General features: G+C 40.2%; 16 protein-coding genes. 6 read left to right on the forward strand and 10 right to left on the reverse strand.

Annotated features, from left to right (window positions below; genetic code table 11):
* The first annotated feature begins 48 nt into the window (after positions 1-48).
* From ABFU83_RS10665 to ABFU83_RS10690, 6 genes are all read left to right on the forward strand, one after another.
* Positions 49-591 carry a DUF1599 domain-containing protein gene (locus tag ABFU83_RS10665; RefSeq protein WP_347065821.1) on the forward strand — a complete coding sequence of 181 codons (543 nt, stop codon included), beginning with the start codon at positions 49-51 and terminating at the stop codon, positions 589-591.
* An 82-nt stretch (positions 592-673) separates the two neighbouring features.
* A complete protein-coding gene (locus ABFU83_RS10670; RefSeq protein ID WP_347065822.1) occupies positions 674-1,777 on the forward strand; it encodes a BT_3928 family protein in 1,104 nt (367 codons plus the stop codon).
* Between the two features lie 13 nt (positions 1,778-1,790).
* Complete coding sequence (locus ABFU83_RS10675; RefSeq protein WP_347065824.1) at positions 1,791-2,867, forward strand: ABC transporter permease; 1,077 nt, start codon at positions 1,791-1,793, stop codon at positions 2,865-2,867.
* A gap of 58 nt (positions 2,868-2,925) precedes the next feature.
* The gene (locus ABFU83_RS10680) at positions 2,926-3,426 is read left to right on the forward strand and encodes a TlpA disulfide reductase family protein (protein ID WP_347065826.1); all 501 of its coding nucleotides are present in this window, start codon (positions 2,926-2,928) and stop codon (positions 3,424-3,426) included.
* Positions 3,426-4,178, forward strand: coding sequence for a triose-phosphate isomerase (tpiA, locus tag ABFU83_RS10685; protein ID WP_347065828.1), 753 nt, complete (start codon positions 3,426-3,428; stop codon positions 4,176-4,178). The genes ABFU83_RS10680 and tpiA overlap by 1 nt, the downstream gene beginning before the upstream one ends.
* Positions 4,179-4,374: 196 nt before the next feature.
* Positions 4,375-5,820 carry a hypothetical protein gene (locus ABFU83_RS10690; protein WP_347065829.1) on the forward strand — a complete coding sequence of 482 codons (1,446 nt, stop codon included), beginning with the start codon at positions 4,375-4,377 and terminating at the stop codon, positions 5,818-5,820.
* Between the two features lie 49 nt (positions 5,821-5,869).
* Here the strand turns inward: ABFU83_RS10690 and ABFU83_RS10695 are convergent, their stop codons facing one another.
* The 10 genes from ABFU83_RS10695 to ABFU83_RS10740 all read right to left on the reverse strand — a co-directional run bounded on the left by ABFU83_RS10695 (position 5,870) and on the right by ABFU83_RS10740 (position 18,441).
* On the reverse strand, positions 5,870-6,556 hold the full coding sequence (locus tag ABFU83_RS10695) for a hypothetical protein (RefSeq protein ID WP_347065831.1): 687 nt from the start codon (positions 6,554-6,556) through the stop codon (positions 5,870-5,872).
* 52 nt (positions 6,557-6,608) lie between these two features.
* Positions 6,609-7,004, reverse strand: coding sequence for a biopolymer transporter ExbD (locus ABFU83_RS10700; protein ID WP_300487233.1), 396 nt, complete (start codon positions 7,002-7,004; stop codon positions 6,609-6,611).
* Positions 7,005-7,009: 5 nt separating this feature from the next.
* On the reverse strand, positions 7,010-7,717 hold the full coding sequence (locus ABFU83_RS10705; RefSeq protein WP_347065833.1) for a MotA/TolQ/ExbB proton channel family protein: 708 nt from the start codon (positions 7,715-7,717) through the stop codon (positions 7,010-7,012).
* A gap of 172 nt (positions 7,718-7,889) precedes the next feature.
* A complete protein-coding gene (secDF, locus tag ABFU83_RS10710) occupies positions 7,890-10,847 on the reverse strand; it encodes a protein translocase subunit SecDF (RefSeq protein ID WP_347065835.1) in 2,958 nt (985 codons plus the stop codon).
* A 139-nt stretch (positions 10,848-10,986) separates the two neighbouring features.
* Positions 10,987-11,922, reverse strand: coding sequence for a malate dehydrogenase (mdh, locus tag ABFU83_RS10715; protein WP_347065837.1), 936 nt, complete (start codon positions 11,920-11,922; stop codon positions 10,987-10,989).
* Positions 11,923-12,087: 165 nt separating this feature from the next.
* Positions 12,088-14,028 (reverse strand): DNA topoisomerase (ATP-hydrolyzing) subunit B, encoded by a 1,941-nt coding sequence (gene gyrB, locus ABFU83_RS10720; protein ID WP_347065839.1) that lies wholly within the window; start codon positions 14,026-14,028, stop codon positions 12,088-12,090.
* Positions 14,029-14,256: 228 nt separating this feature from the next.
* The gene (gene asnB / locus ABFU83_RS10725; RefSeq protein WP_347065841.1) at positions 14,257-15,876 is read right to left on the reverse strand and encodes an asparagine synthase B; all 1,620 of its coding nucleotides are present in this window, start codon (positions 15,874-15,876) and stop codon (positions 14,257-14,259) included.
* 227 nt (positions 15,877-16,103) lie between these two features.
* Positions 16,104-16,343 (reverse strand): DUF6576 domain-containing protein, encoded by a 240-nt coding sequence (locus tag ABFU83_RS10730; RefSeq protein WP_347065843.1) that lies wholly within the window; start codon positions 16,341-16,343, stop codon positions 16,104-16,106.
* 6 nt (positions 16,344-16,349) lie between these two features.
* On the reverse strand, positions 16,350-17,981 hold the full coding sequence (locus ABFU83_RS10735) for an amidohydrolase (RefSeq protein ID WP_347065845.1): 1,632 nt from the start codon (positions 17,979-17,981) through the stop codon (positions 16,350-16,352).
* A gap of 10 nt (positions 17,982-17,991) precedes the next feature.
* Complete coding sequence (locus ABFU83_RS10740; RefSeq protein WP_347065846.1) at positions 17,992-18,441, reverse strand: hypothetical protein; 450 nt, start codon at positions 18,439-18,441, stop codon at positions 17,992-17,994.
* Between the last annotated feature and the right edge of the window lie 67 nt (positions 18,442-18,508).

Genomic DNA, 18,508 nt, shown 5'->3' on the forward strand with positions numbered 1-18,508 from the left:
GAAAAATCCTTACTTTTGAAAAAATTATCACACAAAGATACATAGAAAATGAGCAATACCTCACAGGAATTTGACAAGGTTATTTCTATTTGCCGCAACCTCTATAGCAATAAAATGAAAGACTACGGAAGTGCCTGGCGCATTTTGCGTTTGCCGTCGCTAACCGATCAGATTTTTATCAAAGCACAACGCATCCGCAGTTTACAGGAAAATGATGTCCGCAAGATCAACGAAGATGAAACGTCTGAGTTTATCGGAATTATCAATTATTCCATTATGGCGCTGATTCAGTTGGATCTTGGCGTTGCGGATCAACCGGATCTTGGTGTGGAAAAAGCCGTGGCGTTATACGACGAAAAAGTAAAAATCTGCAAAGACCTGATGGAAGCCAAAAACCACGATTATGGCGAGGCTTGGCGTGATTTGCGCGTGAGTTCCCTGACCGATCTGATTCTGCAGAAATTATTACGTGTAAAACAAATCGAAGACAACAAAGGAAAAACACTCGTATCCGAAGGAATCGACGCCAATTATCAGGATATGCTGAACTATGCCGTTTTCGCCCTGATTCATTTGGGAAAAGCCACATAAGCCTGTTAATTAGGAAACATTAACAATTAATTCCACGGGTTCTTACCTATATTTACAAAACCGAAAAAAAGTAGTTACCGTTATGAAGAAATTTTTAGTTCACTTTTCACGTCTGTTTGTTGGCGTACTGTTCATTATATCTGGTTTGATCAAACTGAATGACCCAATGGGGTTTTCGTTTAAACTGGAAGAATATTTCGCCGAAAATGTTTTAAACCTTCCGTTCTTTATTCCCTACGCGCTAATTATTGCCGTTTTTGTAGTGGTATTTGAAGTGGTTTTGGGAGTAGCACTCCTAATCGGGTTTAAGCCAAAATTCACCATGTGGAGTTTACTATTAATGATCGTTTTCTTTACGTTCCTAACATTCTATTCGGCGTATTTCAACAAAGTAACCGACTGTGGTTGTTTTGGTGATGCCTTAAAACTCACGCCGTGGGAATCGTTTACCAAAGATCTCGTACTCTTGTTTTTTATCCTGATATTATTCTTTAACCAAAAACTGATTCAGCCGTTATTTAGCGGTACCGTAAATGCGCTTACCGTTTTTGTGAGCTATTCACTATGTCTTTTTATGGGTTATTATGTATTGAATCATTTGCCGTTAAAAGATTTCAGAGCCTATAAAGTGGGAACCAACATTCAGAAAGGAATGGAAATTCCCGAGGGTGCGCCGCGTTCGGTATATGAAATGAATTTTGTGTACAAAGTAAACGGACAAGAACAAAACTTCAACGAAAAACAATTGATGAACCTGCCGGAAGGCGCTGAGTTTGTTCGTCGTGACGATAAATTAATTTCGAAAGGATACGAACCGCCTATCCACGATTTCAGCATCGAAAAAGACGGTGAAAGTTATACCGAAGCCATGTTACACGAGCCAAAATTGATCATGCTGGTTTCGTACGATCTGAATAAAGCCAATACCAAAGGTTTACAAAAAGCCGAGGAATTCTATAAAAAAGCAACCGCCAAAGGCTATAAAGTCATCGGGATGACAGCTTCGAACGATGAAGTAATCCAAAAAGTAAAAGCGGATAACAAATTAACTTTCGATTACTATTTCTGCGATGGAACGACCTTAAAAACGATCGAAAGAGCCAATCCAAGTATTGTAGTGTTGGAAAAAGGAACGATTGTTCAGAAAGCACACTGGAACGATATCGACGCCGTCGAACTAAAATAAGTTTCGACCTCGAATGCTTCGTTACCTGCTTCATAAAACCGGATATGCACTGTTAACACTTTTCGGAGTGATAACAGTGATTTTCTTTTTATTTAATGTCCTTCCCGGCGATCCGGCGCGAATGATGCTCGATCAGAATGAAAATTCCGAACAGCTGGCGTTGGTCAAAAAGAAATATGGTTTTGATAAGCCAATAGGAACGCAGTATTGGTATTATCTGAACGACCTTTCTCCAATTTCCTTCCACAGTAAAAACAGCGAGGATTATACCTTTCTTTCGGAAGGAAAATACAACGCTTTACCATTGTTTTCGGTTGGAAATTCAGCGGTCGTTTTAAAAACACCGTATTTGCGGGAAAGCTTTCAGAAAAGCGGAAAAAAAGTCACTCAGGTTATTGGTGATACGTTGCCGAATACGGTAATCCTGGCCTTTTTTGCCATTGTGATTGCCATCCTGATCGGAATCGTACTCGGAATTGTTTCGGCAGTTTATAAAGACAGCTGGCTCGACCGGTTAATCGCTTTGGTGAGTACGCTCGGCATGAGTGTGCCTTCCTTTTTTAGTGCGATCCTGTTTGCCTGGTTTTTCGGATTCCTGTTACACCGTTATACGCATCTGAATATGACCGGTAGCCTATATGAAGTGGACGATTTTGGAAACGGGACTTATATTCAGTGGAAAAATATTATTTTACCGGCTGTGGTACTTGGAATCCGACCGTTAGGCGTTGTGATTCAGTTAATGCGAAACTCATTACTGGAGGTTATGAGTCAGGATTATATCCGAACTGCGAGAGCCAAAGGTTTAAGCGAATTGCAGGTGATTAAACGTCACGCCCTGAAAAACGCCTTAAATCCGGTGGTAACGGCCGTTTCCGGTTGGTTCGCCTCGATGTTGGCCGGTGCCGTTTTTGTGGAATATATTTTTGGCTGGAACGGATTGGGTAAAGAAATCGTTGATGCTTTAAATACGCTTGATCTTCCGGTAATTATGGGCGCGGTTTTAGTAATTGCAACCACTTTTGTGGTGATCAATATATTGGTAGATCTGATTTATGCCTATCTCGATCCGAAAATCAAATTACAATAACATTTTCTTCACAGAAGATTTTATATTTTTATATCCGTAATAAACTAAAAAACTTTTTATGAAAAACATAGTCGCTATGGCATTGATGTTGGTTTTATCGATCGCCTGTACCAATGCACAAACCCCGAAAGAATTCGCAAAAGAGAGCCTGGACTATAAAATGGTAAGCCCGGAAGGTCAGGAAATTACCTTTAAAGACGTGCTTAAAAAATACAAAGGCAAAACCGTGGTAATCGATGTTTGGGCATCCTGGTGTCCGGATTGTATCAAAGGAATGCCAAAAGTGGTCAACCTGCAAAATGAGTTTACCGATGTGGTATATTTGTTTATCTCAGCCGATAAAACACCGGAAGCCTGGAAAAAAGGAATTGAAAAATACAATGTAAACGGCGAGCATTACCTATTGACCGACGGTATGAAAGGTGCTTTCGGAAAATCGATTAAGCTGGACTGGATTCCGCGTTATATGGTAGTGGACAAAAAAGGAAAAATTGCGTTGTTCAAAGCTATTGAAGCAGATGACGAAAATCTGATTACGACTTTAAAAACTTTAAAATAATGAGACATAGTATTGTTGCAGGAAACTGGAAAATGCACAAAAATGCATCTGAAACCGAGGATTTATTAAACGACCTGATCGAAAAATTACCTTCCGATAAAGAGGTGGAAATTATCGTAGCGCCTACGTTTGTAAATCTGTCTTCAGCGGTACAACATTTGGAATTTACCAATATCGGTGTGGCGGCGCAAAACATGCATCAGGCCGAAAGTGGTGCTTTTACCGGAGAAATATCGGCCGATATGCTAAAAAATATCGGTGTGGATATCGTAATTCTGGGGCATTCCGAAAGACGTTCGTATTTTCATGAAACGGATGCTTTATTGGCTAATAAAGTCGATACGGCTTTAAAACACGAATTACGCGTGATTTTCTGTTTTGGTGAGGAGTTAAAAGACCGTCAGAACCAACAACATTTTAACATCGTGGAAAACCAGTTAAAAGACGGATTATTCCATTTGGATGCCAAAGCCTGGGAAAACATCGTATTGGCATACGAACCCGTTTGGGCAATCGGAACCGGCGAAACCGCTACTCCGGATCAGGCGCAGGAAATGCACCAATTTATCCGTCAGACCGTAGAAGACAAATACGGTCGCGAAGTAGCCGAAAACGTTTCCATTTTATACGGGGGCAGCGTAAAACCGGATAATGCCAAAGAAATCTTTTCAAAACCCGATGTAGACGGTGGATTAATTGGCGGCGCAGCCTTAAAAGCCGATGATTTCGCCGCAATTGTTGCTGCTGTTTAAGCAAATCATAAATTACCAAAAAGGCTGTCTATCGTTAGGCAGCCTTTTTTTATTGCAATCGCTCCGGTTTTGGTTTCGAATATTATTCCGAATTGCAATAATTCGTATTGGCTTAACATTCAAAAGTTAGCATATTGTATTTTTTACACTATATTTGAAATATAACCACTAACCTTTTAGACAATTTAAGACTTTTATGAAAAAATATCTACTAATTCTCCTTTTAGTCCCGGTTCTTGCGTTTTCACAAAAACTCAAAACCAAAAAAGACCGCATTTTATTCGACGAAAAAGAAGTCGCCATCTATAAAGAACCGGTTCGGGATCAATACCAATTATTCGATCTAAAAGGCACCAAACAATTTACCGTAGAATACAAAACCATGATGGAAGGCAAAACCATCATCAACCAATGGCTATTGTTGACTTCGGCCGATGAATCCAAAAAAACGGAAATTCCGTATGAAGTGTTGATCAACTCTCTTAGCCCATCACGGATTATGTTTCACCTGCTGTCGGCCAAATACGGACTATTTGACGAAAACGGTTTTAACGCGTCGAAAATCGAAACCTTTTTCAATACCCAACGGGAAAGTATTGGCGACAAATCACTAAAAACCAAAATAGAGACTATCGCTACCAAAAAAGAGAAAGAAGACAAAATTGCCCGCTACCGACCGTTTGTAAAAATGGACGGAACCATTATGTTTGGCGGAACGGCCGGAACCAATATTGTAGGAAAGGCGATCTCATCCAATTATACCGCTTTTGGTAACAACAATACCGTTAATGTGTACGATCTGGATAATATTCAGGTGGCTACAGCGAACGCTACGGGCAATATGAACAACGAGGTAGAAGTTACCTTGTTTAACAACAGTAAGTTTACCTATAATGCCGAAAAACGCTTTGCCGGACCGGATAATAGTTCGTTTGTAAAAGAGTTAGTCGGCGAACTGGTTTACCGCGATATTACACTGGGACGCCAGGCTAAAAGTTATAACCAGAATTTATTAAACGAAAAGATCAAACTGGCCAAAGAGCGCAGCCGCAATATTTATAATGCAAACGGATATGCCTTTGACGAAAAAGGCGTGCGTTATGACGGAATTATCACGGCGCAATTTGAGAAACTGGATATTAATCAGACCGGAGACACTCAGGTTGTAGATGCGATCGATAATTACGGTAAAAATGTGTCCATCAAATACAAAAACGAAAAAGGAAGAGAACGCACGATCACATTACAGGCAAAGGACAATATCAAATTCTACGTTAAAAACAGCGACGGTACCGAAACGGCTTTCGAGGGTATGAAAGTAAAAGGAGACGCGATGAAAAAACTATCCAACGCGATGTCGCTAGGTTTTAACAATGCCTATTTTTATCGGGTTATCTATACCAGCAAAGACAATTCGGTTTTGGTTGATCCGGTGGAAGACGATCGCTTTGTGATCAAATTAAAATCGAAACCCGAAGGACAAATGGTCGATAAAAGAAATAACGACAAACTGTCGATTCAACTGGCAGAATACCTATCCGGATGTAAAAATTTAGCATCCGAGATAAAAAAAGGAGCTTTTGATTTGAAAAACTCAGAAAATCTCATTAATATTGTTAACGAATATAATGATTGCAAATAAAAATTAACATCCCCATTAAAAAAGCCCGTTGTAGTACAACGGGCTTTTTTTATTCTGAAAACAGGAAAAACGGCTGTTCATAAGGCTTCCCGATGAATCCCTCCGGTACTTTCACTTTCTTTTGCTTATACAGTACGACATTTTTTAGCTGTGCCGAACCATTTATGGCAAATCCAAACTTCCCGTTGCTTTTGATCATTTCCGCAGGTTCCGTAAATTTTATGATTTCTTCGTTATTGATCCAGACAAAAAAAGTAGTTCCGGTTTTTTGAATCTTCCAATCCAACCATTGTTCCGGCATTAAAATTTTTACTTTGGGTAATTTCCCAACATGTCCGGTTGTTCGGATATAACCACGTTCCTGTTCCGGATTAACAAAAAACGAACGATCTTCTATTGCTACTCTTCCTTCCAACTGGTTGTACAAAATGCCGAGGTATTTTTCGTTTTGAATGTTCAGCATCACTTCAAACAAATAGGCCGATGGTTCCACCAAAGTCGAAAATGTGATCACGTAATTATCCGGCAATTCTTTCTTTGCCGTTACAATCGCCCAATCTTTGTTTTTATTTCCAACAAGTGTCTTTTCGCTGGTGTTTACTTCCCAACTGCCATTGACTTGCTTCCACTGTCTTAAACGGGTATTTTTAAACTCTTCCCGGAATACTTCGCGGTAATCGGATTTAGGGCTGGAAATTGCTGCCATAAGCACGATCCATAATGCTACTTGTTTCATTGTTTTATGCGCATAAAAAAAGTGACTTCCGCCACTTTTCTCTATTTTATTATTAGCTTTTCGCTGTTGCGATTACAAATTTTAATTTGTTCCGAACACCTATCTGTAACAAATCCACTAAATCCTGTACCTGTAGGTTATATGGAATTCGCACGACTATGGTTTGTTCTTTTTGTGTGCCCAGTTTTTCCAGCAATTTGGTTTCCAGTTCGTCAAAAGGCACTTCCTGTTTGTCTACAAAATAGTGTTTATCTTCCGTAACGGAAAGACTGATAAATTGCTTGTTGGTTGTTTCCTTCGCTTCTGCTTTTGGTAACATCAGATTGATCACATTCGGATTCGCCAACGTGGAAATAATCAGGAAAAACAGCAATAAAAAGAACATAATATCACTCAAAGCAGAGGTAGCTACTTCGGCGTGAAAACGTCTATTTCTTTTGATTCTCATTGTGTTTATTTCGTATTTGGCTGTTGAATAACATTGATAAATTCTAATCCCTGACGCTGCATATTGAGTGCAAAATGGTCGATCATCATATTAAAAAAGTGATAGGCTGCATAGGCAATTACCCCTACAATTAGCCCTAAACCACTACTGATCATTTTTTCATATAAACCTCCGGAGATGTTTCCGATACTGATATTTTCGGTGATCGAAATCGTATAGAAAATCTTGATTACCCCGGAAATAGTTCCGATAAATCCTAAGATTGGTGCAATACCGGCTACGATTCCCAAATACCCTAATTTCTTTTCCATTAATCCCATTTCGATATTAGCGCTTTTTTCCAAAGCCAGGTCAATTTCGTTAATTGGTCGGCCAATGGTATTGACACCATTGCGTAATACCGTTCCATAGGCCGTATTCGATTTGTCGCAAATCATTGCAGCCGACTGGATGTTTCCGGAATTTAACTGGTATTTCACCTCATTAATCAACGAGTTATCCAATTTTGTTTGCTTTTTGATATACAGATAGCGTTCCACAATAATGTAAACCGTTAGGAAAAACAGGATAAAGATTGGGATTACCATAACCCCACCTTTCATGATCAACTGGAAAAAATTAACGGATTCGATCGCTGTATTGGCCACTACTGGTTCATTTACAACTGGTTCTGTCGGAACCGGGTTCGCTTGCAACAAAAAATTAAAAATCATGTTTTACAAATTCGTTTTTATAGGGGTTAAATATAAGTATTTGCTTTTTAAAATAGCAACTACCATACCATAAATAACGAAATTTCGGCGGAAAGCGTATTTTGAATGTAAAAAATTTACGGCATAAAAAAAGCTCCGCATTGCGGAGCCTTTTCTGTATTTTGAAAAAATGTTATTCTTCTGTCTTGTTGTGACGTGCTTCGATTTCTTCTCTTTCTTTTTTCGTAACCGTATCACAAAGAACCGGTGTTGCAATAAATAAAGAGGAGTATGTACCCACAGTAATACCAACCAACATCGCGAAGATAAATCCACGGATTGACTCACCACCGAAGATGAACATGATTAACAATACCAATAGTAATGTTAACGATGTATTGATCGTTCTTGATAAGGTTGTATTAATCGATTTGTTTACGATATCGTTAAAGTGTCCTTTTGTATTACCGGCAAGGTACTCACGAACCCTGTCGAATACAATTACGGTATCATTCATCGAGTAACCGATAACCGTTAGGATCGCTGCGATAAAGTGCTGGTCCATCTCCATGTGGAACGGCATGAATTTGTAACATAATGAGTAAATACCCAATACGAAGATAACGTCGTGTGCTACTGCTGCGATCGCTCCTAATGAATACTGCCACTTACGGAACGAGATCATTAAGTAAACGAATACAATTGCCATAGATCCCAATACCGCCCAGTATGAGTTGGTTTTGATATCGTCTGATACGGCTGCACTTACTTTTGAAGCTTGTAATACCCCGATTTTCTTACCGTCGAATGTATTTACAAATTTGTCATACGAAATATCATTTGAGTAATAATGTTTTAAAGCATTATATAATTTTTCGTTTACTTCTTTATCTACTTCAGAACTAGTCTCCTGAACTTTGTATTTCGTTGTAATTTTTAACTGATTCGCATCACCAAATACTTTTGCTTCAGCACTTCCGAATACGTCTTCTTTTGATAAGGCGTCAGCAATTTCAGATGGCTCGATCGCTTTTTCAAATTTCACCTGGAAGGTTCTACCTCCAACGAAATCCACACCCTCATCCAATCCGTTGATTGCGAAAGAGATACAACTCACCACCACTACTAATCCGGAGAATAAATACGTCCATTTTTTGATTTTTAAGAAATCGAAGTGGAAGTTGGTAAACCAGTTTTTAGTAATTGCTGTTGAGAATTGTAGTTTCGTTCCTCTGCTTACACCCCAGTCTAATAACATTCTTGTAATAAAGATTGATGTAAACAATGAAGTAAAGATACCGATCAATAATGTTGTAGCAAATCCTTTGATTGGTCCTGTTCCGAAGATCAATAGTACCAAACCGGTTAATACGTGTGTTACGTTCGCATCCGTAATCGACGACATCGCACCTCTCCATGTAAAGGAGAAACGTACCGCTTCGTCTAACGACTTCCCTAATCGCAATTCTTCTTTTGCTCTTTCGTAGATAATGATGTTCGCATCCACCGCAGTACCCATTGTTAATACGATACCCGCGATACCTGGTAAGGTTAATACCGCACCTAAGCTTGCCAAGATTCCGAAAAGGAATAATAAATTCACTGCTAAAGCGATGTTGGCATACCAACCTGCTTTACCGTAGTAGAATACCATCCATAGGGATACTAATAATAAACCTACTAATGAGGATGTAATACCGTTATCGATAGCTTGTTGTCCTAATGACGGACCTACAACCTCTGATTGTACGATTTCTGCAGATGCCGGTAATTTACCTGCTCTTAAGATGTTTGCCAAGTCTTTTGTTTCCGCTACGTCGAATACTCCTGAAATTTCAGAACGTCCTCCTGCGATTGGTCCTGAAGATACTCCCGGTGCAGAATATACGATGTTATCCAATACGATAGCGATGTTACTTTGTTGTGTATACGCTTTCCCGGTTAACTCTTCCCATTTCTTCGCTCCTGTTGCGTTCATCTGCATCGTTACAGACGGACGTCCCATTTGGTCAAATGATTCTCTAGCATCGGTAATAACACCGCCACTCATTGGGGGAATGCCTTCTCTGTTTGCTTTTAATGCATATAATTCTACTACGTTTGGTGCTTTCGGATTTAATTTACCCCATGCAAAACGTACATAACGCTGTTCTGCCGGTAATAAAGAACGGATGTCATCTCTTTTTAAATACGAATTAACTTTTGCAGTATCTTTTGGATTAAAGTAAGCCAATACCGGACTTCCTTGTTGTCCACCACCTACTACTAAATCCAATAATGGATTGTTTCCTTTTTTTGCTGCAGCCGAATCGGTTGCTTTATTGGTTAATAATGAGTCAATATCTGTCTTCTTAGCAGCTTCTTTTGTCTCAACTGTTGCTTTTTCTGTTTTCTTTAACGTCTCGTTAGCCGCCAAAAGGAAGTTTCCGATTTCGTCCGTTTTATACGTTTCCCAGAATTCTAACTGAGCCGTACTTTGTAATAATTTTGTAATACGGTCTACATCCTTAGCACCCGGAAGCTCAACCAAGATTCTTCCTGATTCTCCTAATTTCTGGATGTTTGGTTGTGTAACCCCGAATTTGTCGATACGCTCTCTCAATACACGGAAAGCACTTTCTACAGACTCTTCCACTTTTTTTCGTAGCACAGCTTTTACTTGTGCATCGGACATATCGAATTTGATTACATCACTTAAATTTCTGTTTCCAAAAATTTCTGGCGATGCCAATTTCGTTGCTCCGTTTGATTCTTTGTCAAAAGCGATAAAGAAAGCATCCAAATAACTTTGGTTACCTTCTCTGTTTTTGGTTGCTTCTGCAAGCGCTTTATTGAAAACTGGATTTTTAGAATTATTCGCTAATCCTTTCAACACGTCTTTAACAGAGATCTGAAGAATCACGTTGATTCCTCCTTCTAAGTCAAGACCTTTATTAATTTGTTTAGCACGTACTTCGTTAAAAGTATGACCTAAAAAAACTTTTTCTTTACCAATAGAGTCCAGATAGAACAACTCTTTTTTAGAGTCTCCGTTCGCAAAGGCTTTCGCCTTTTTCTCGATATTATTGGTAACAAATGTGAAGGATAGCTGGTAAATACTTACCAGTGCAAAAAGTATTGCAAAAAATTTAATGAGTCCTTTATTCTGCATTATTACTAAATATTAATTATTCATTTTTTTCAAAAACGAGCAAATATATAATTTACCAAAAGATTAACCAATTAATTTGCCAATATTATCAAAAAAAAAGACTGCCCTACGCAGCCTTTCTTTATTTCTTCTATAATGACTATGCCAAAACAGATTTAAGATCACCATTCATAGTTCTAACCGCATCGGCACTCTTCGCAAAAAGGGCTTTTTCGGCATCGTTTAAGGCGATAGCTACAATTTCTTCAATTCCGTTTTTACCGATAATACACGGCACACCAATACAAATATCATTTTGACCGTATTCCCCTTCCAGATAAACCGAACATGGAATCATACGTTTTTGGTCGTTTAAAATACTATCTACCAGGTACGCCACTGACGCTCCCGGTGCATACCAGGCCGATGTTCCCAACAGCCCTGTTAATGTAGCTCCTCCAACCATAGTATCGGCCGCTACCTTATCCAATACGTCTTGCGCCAGGAAGTCGCCAACCGGGCTTCCGTTATAGGATGCCAAACGTGTTAACGGAATCATGGTGGTATCACCATGTCCGCCAATTACCATACCTTGAACATCATTAGACGGTTTATCCAATGCTTTTGATAAATAATATTTAAAACGGGAACTATCCAAAGCACCCCCCATACCAATGATTCTGTTTTTCGGTAATCCGGTCGCTTTTAAGGTTAAGTAGGTCATCGTGTCCATAGGATTCGACACCACCACTATAATCGTATCCGGAGAATATTTTAACACGTTTTCCGCTACCGATTTTACAATTCCGGCATTGATTCCGATTAATTCCTCACGGGTCATTCCCGGTTTTCTCGGAATACCTGAGGTGATCACCACCACATCGCTTCCCGCTGTTTTAGAATAATCGTTCGTACTTCCCGAAACACGTGTATTAAATCCTGTTGTTGTTGCGCACTGCATGATGTCCATCGCCTTACCTTCTGCAAATCCTTCTTTGATATCCAACAATACCACTTCGCTTGCAATTCCTCTATAAGAGATAACATCTGCACAAGTTGCTCCTACATTTCCTGCGCCAACTATTGTTACTTTCATAATATTCGTAAAATAAGTATTAAATTAATTTTTTTGATTTATTGAGTTACCCAATATACAAATTTTATGTACGCAAAATACATGGTTTAAAAAAATCACATTTTTTTAAATTGCTATCAAATAAAAAAGGATGCCGTTTCCCGGACATCCTTTTTTATTTGCGATTTAAGCATCAATTTTAGCGTATGCTGCGTTTTTCTCGATAAACTCTCTACGCGGCGGTACCTCATCTCCCATTAACATCGAGAAGATTCGATCGGCCTCTGCAAGGCTATCGATAGACACCTGACGTAGCGTTCGGAATTCCGGGTTCATGGTTGTTTCCCACAGCTGCTCTGCGTTCATCTCTCCAAGACCTTTATAACGCTGGATACTCGTTCCACCGCCCATTCTTTCGGAAATTCCATCGCGTTGCGCATCGGTCCACGCGTATTCTTTTTTATTTCCTTTTTTCACCATATATAATGGTGGTGTTGCAATATATACGTATCCGTTTTCGATCAGTTCTTTCATGTATCTAAAGAAGAACGTCAGAATAAGTGTAGAAATGTGACTACCATCGACATCGGCATCACACATGATCACTACTTTATGGTATCGTAGTTTTTCAAGATTCAAAGCCTTACTATCCTCAGCTGTTCCAATCGTAACCCCTAATGCCGTAAAGATATTTCGAATCTCTTCGTTTTCGAATACTTTATGGTGCATGGCTTTTTCTACGTTTAGAATCTTACCTCGCAACGGAAGGATCGCCTGAAACGCACGGTCACGCCCTTGTTTAGCCGTTCCACCCGCGGAATCCCCCTCGACAAGGAATACCTCACATTTTGCCGGATCTTGTTCGGAACAATCGGATAATTTACCCGGTAATCCACCGCCACCCATAACGGTTTTACGCTGTACCATTTCACGGGCTTTTTTCGCCGCATGACGTGCTTGCGCTGCCAAAATTACTTTTTGAACAATGATCTTGGCATCGTTCGGGTTTTCTTCCAGGTAGTTTTCCAACATTTCGGCTACCGCCTGACTTACTGGTGATACTACCTCACGGTTTCCTAATTTTGTTTTGGTTTGTCCTTCGAATTGTGGCTCCGATACTTTTACCGATACAATCGCGGTTAATCCCTCACGGAAGTCATCACCCGAAATTTCGAATTTCAGTTTTTCCAACAATCCGGAAGCGTCCGCGTATTTTTTAAGCGTACGGGTCAATCCACTACGGAATCCCTGTAAGTGCGTTCCTCCTTCGTGGGTGTTGATATTATTTACGTAAGAAAAGATATTTTCGGAATAGCTGCTGTTGTAGATTAACGCCACCTCAACCGGCACTTCTCCTTTATCGCTTTCCATACTGATCACGTGTCCGATAATCGGCTCACGGTTTCCATCCAGGAATTTAACAAACTCTTTTAATCCTTCTTTCGAATGAAAAACTTCACCCACAAAATTCCCTTCTTTATCCGTTTCTCTGCGATCGGTTAACGTAATTGTAATTCCCTTATTAAGGAATGACAATTCGCGCATACGAGCCGCTAAGGTATCATAGGAATATTCCGTTGTTTGTGTAAAGATGGTCTGATCCGGTTTAAAGGTTACAATCGTTCCCCTTTTTTCGGTTTCACCAATCTGTTTTACCGGATAAATCGCTTTACCTCTTTCGTATTCCTGTTCGTATACTTTTCCTTCTCTGTGAACCGTTGCACGCAAATGGTCGGATAATGCATTAACACACGACACCCCTACCCCGTGTAAACCTCCGGATACTTTATAGGAATCTTTATCAAATTTACCTCCCGCACCAATTTTGGTCATTACAACCTCCAATGCGGAAACGCCTTCTTTTTTATGAATATCTACCGGAATACCACGACCGTTATCTTCAACCGTAATGGAATTATCCTCATTAATCGTTACAGATATGGTATCACAATGTCCGGCCAAAGCTTCATCGATCGAGTTATCCACAACCTCATAAACCAAATGGTGAAGTCCACGTGTTCCTACATCTCCAATATACATGGATGGACGCATTCTTACGTGCTCCATTCCCTCAAGCGCCTGAATACTGTCTGCCGAATAATTGTTTTTCTTAACTTCTTCGCTCATAATTTATATTCTAAAAAATGTATTTTTTCGTCTAACAGGCAAATATATGAAAACGCAAAGGATTATACACTAAAAATAACCCGTATTAGCCGTAAGTTATCAACAAAAGCCTTTAATTACCGCCTATTTTTCTTACTTTTTAACATTTCACATTCGCTCTAAAAAACAAAAAAGCACCGGTAGATTTCCGGTGCTTTTCAAACAAACAAACTAATCACATATGAAAGATCATAATGTCGCTTTCAGGGTGGCAATATTCGTATCGGCCTTAACGTGAGCCTTATTGGCTCTTCCACTCGGATCCTGGTTTTCCTGCCATTTCGGAATCCACTTGCGCACGGTTTTGGCCGCACTCGCTTGTGGGAAATGTTTCTGAAAAATGGTGCGATAATAATACGCTTCTTTGGTGGTTGGCGTATTGTGCGGAAACACTTCGGCTGCTTTGGCCAACTGTTCATCCGTAACCTGTGCCGTACCATATTCGATTAAGGCGTCGATCCAGTTATAGCCCACGCCGTCCGAGAATTGTTCTTTTTGACGCCATAATACACTATCCGGCAGATAGGGTTTTTCCGGTGTGTCGAACGCTTTTCTAAGGATGTATTTTTCTACGCCGCCATAGGTTGCGGGTTGTTTTTCTTCCGGTCTGATTTTAATCGCCAGGCTTAAAAAGGCTTTATCCAAAAACGGAACCCGCGCTTCCAATCCGTGCGCCATAGTCGATTTATCCGCACGTAGTAAATCAGCAGTGGCTAATTTCTGTACGCGTTCGATCGTTTCTTGCTGAAAATCGGCTACGGATGGCGCATTTCTAAAATACAGGTAACCGCCAAAAATCTCATCGGCTCCTTCTCCGGACAATACTACTTTGATTCCTTTTTCCGTGATGGCCTTCGATAGAAAATACATCGGCGTACTGGCACGAATCGAGGTGACATCGTAGGTTTCCAGGTGCCAGATTAACGTATCCAGAATTTCAATCCCCTGTTCCACCGAAAAGTAAATTTCATGGTGTTCCGTTCCCAGATATTCGGCCACGGCACGAGCGGCAATCACATCCGGTGCCTTGCTATCCAATCCGATGGAAAACGAATGCAATTTCGGACTTCCGGCTTCGGTCATTAATCGGGAGGCAATCGCAGAGGTTAACGACGAATCCAATCCACCGGATAACAAAACGCCAATCGGCACATCACTCATCAATCGTTTGCGTACCGCTTCTGTAAGCGTTTCCCGGATTGCTTTTAAATCAAGCGGTTCTACTGCTTTTGCAGCATCTTCCCATTGCGGTTGGTAGTATTTGACAAATCCGGTTTTAGGCGAATAATAATGCCCCGGCGGAAAGGCTGCAAACGACTTACACTGGTCGGCTATGGCTTTCATTTCGGAGGCAAAATAAATCGCTCCGTGACTGTCAATTCCGTAGTACAGTGGTTTTACACCCAACGGATCTCTACCTGCCATAAATTCATCACCGTCAATCACAACAAAGGCAAAGATCCCATCGAGCATATCACAAAATTCATAGCCATATTCTTCATATAAATGCACAATCACTTCCGAATCGGATGTCGTGCGAAACGTATGGTTTTTTAGTACGGTATCGCGTAGTTTTTTGTGGTTATAAATTTCGCCATTGTGTACCATCCAGGCCGAATTGGTTCCCTGAATTGGTTGTTTTCCGGTTTGCAAATCGACGATCGACAAACGTTCGTGGCTTAAAAAATGTCCTTTTTCCGTGATATGCAAATCACTTTCATCCGGACCGCGATGCGACATTCTTTTGGACAATTGTTGTACCAATTCCGCATCGACTCCTTTTCCTATAACTGCTACTATCCCGCACATGCTATTTTTGCTTTAAATGGTTATTATTACATCACAAAATTGCCTATATCAGTTTTAATTAAAAAGCAAAAACTTTATTTTAGTTTAAATTTAAAATCAAAAAAAGCAATTCAGAAGTAATATATAACGTAAAGCATCCGATTTGTAGCGTTTGGGTTAAAATCTATAAGTTCCAACCTTAATCCCGGGTATTTAAAACAAAAAACCGGACAATTGCCCGGTTTTATTTAGTTTTTGGAATAATCGTCCAACAGTTGCTTTTCCCTACTGTTTAGCGATTGTACGCCGTTTTTATTTATTTTTTCCAATATACGGTCGATTTCCTTTTGTTTTTCAACTTTGGCCGCATTATACTTTTCATCGATCGTATAATTTTGTTCTTTGGTATGCATCGACTTCGGACTCGTGATTCGAATCACAGCATATACAATCCCGGCTACAAAAAGCACTATCGCTATTAACATCATCGTTTCTTATTTTACCTGTTTTCCTTTTACATAGGTATTGACCGGTACCACATACGGTACACCGTCGATATCCATGGTCATAATATCTGCATCGAAAATAACAAAATCGGCCCATTTACCCACCTCCAAACTTCCTTTTTCGTTTTCTTCAAAATTGGAATACGCCGCCCAGATGGTCATTCCTTTTAGGGTTTCTTCACGGGTTAATGCATTTTCCGACTGAAATCCTTTTTCCGGATAGTTTTTAAGATCTTTTCGCGCTACGGCCGCATAAAACGTATACATCGGATTAACTTCCTCGATTGGAAAATCGGTTCCCAAGGCGATTAATCCGGCTTTTTGCAACATGGTTTTATAGGCATATGAATACTGTAGTCTTTTTTTACCCAATCGGTCTTCCGCCCAATACATATCCGATGTCGCATGCGTAGGTTGTACCGATGGAATGATTCCCAATTTAAAGTAATCGAAGTCTTGTTCGCGCATAATCTGAGCGTGTTCGATTTTCCATCTACGGTCGGGTTTGCCTTCCAATACTTCTTTGTAAATTTTGAGCAATACGGTATTCGTCGAATCGCCAATTGCATGGGAATTCATCTGGTAATCCGATTCGGCGATCTGCTTGGCGATTTCCCGAATCGTTGGAATTGGCGACAATAAGGCTCCGAATTGTTTTGGCTTGTCGGAATACGCCTGATGCAAACACGCACCACGCGATCCCAACGCGCCGTCACCCATAAATTTAAAGGAACGCACGTTTAGTTTGTCGGTTTTATAAATTCCCAATTGGGTATAATGATCCACATTTTCGCGGGTCGCCATGACCATTGCATAGATGTTAATATCCAGTTTGTTTTCCTGTTGTAAACTATCGATCAAATCAATGATATCGCGTTCCAAACCAGCTTCGTTGATCGTGGTCAATCCGTAGTGAAACATTTCTTTTTGCGCTTCCTGCAAGGCCGTAATTTGCGTCTGGCGGGTCGGCTTTGGAATAATAACCGATACCAGTTCCATTGGATTATCGACCAGAATTCCGGTTAATTTTCCATCTTTGACTTCAATTTGTCCGCCTGATGTTTTGGTTTTGGCTGTAATTCCGGCCAGTTCCAGAGCTCTTGTATTCACCAACATGGCATGTCCGTCGATACGGGTTAAGACCACCGGAATATTTGGAAAGTACTGATCCAATAACTCTTTCGTTGGAAATTCTTTTTCTTTCCAATCGTTCTGATCCCATCCGCGGCCTATGATAAACGTATGGTTTTTTACTTTTTGGAACGCCTGAATCCTTTCGATTACTTCCTGAAAACTCTTGGTTCCTCTCAGGTTTACCGCCTGCATGTTCATTCCCAGTCCGTAAAAATGGGCGTGCGCATCGTAGAATCCGGGATATATATATTTGTCTTTGGCGATCAGGGCTTTTTTCGCGGAAAACTTTTTCTGGATTTCCGCTTTACTTCCAACGCCGATAATTTTCCCGTCTTTAACGGCCATTGCCTCTGCGGTCTGGAATGTTTTATTCACCGTATAGATTTTCGCATCCGAAACGATCAGATCGGCTTCCTGTTTTTTCTGGGCGTTGATCCAGGCCGAAATAAGACAACATCCGGTCAGTAGTATATTTTTTATTTTCATTTTTTGTGTGCTAATCGATTGTTTCGATTGTATATTTTGAACTGTTGATTTCGAAGGTTTCTCCTATTCCGCCACCCATTAATTTTACTCCCAATGGCGATTGCGGCGAAAGGGCGATTACATTGACACCGTCGATCGCAATTTTAGGCAAAGCGGCACTCATAAACAAATACATCCCATTGGTTTTGATCACGCTACCTACGGCAATTTTTGAGGTAGTTGCTGTGGCATCGATCTTTTCCAATATGGCTTTCATCTGAAGCGCTTCCTGTAACTTGGCGCTTAATTTTTCCTGTTCCAAATGCATCATCGACAGTGCGGTTTCATGTTTATCGCCAGCCGATCCTTTTGCATCGTTTTGTGCATCTTCTGCCAATCCGGAAATCATATCTCTGAAAACATCAATTTTATCTTGTAATAAAACGAGATGATGTTGTACAATTTTTTGTTTAAATGTCATTTCTATTCTTGTAATGATATACAAAGAAACAAAATAAAAGCCTGCAAAAACAGTTGTTTTGCAGGCT

Origin of the sequence: Flavobacterium sp. WV_118_3, from assembly GCF_039778605.1 — a bacterium.
In the GTDB taxonomy this organism is placed as follows: Bacteria; Bacteroidota; Bacteroidia; order Flavobacteriales; family Flavobacteriaceae; genus Flavobacterium.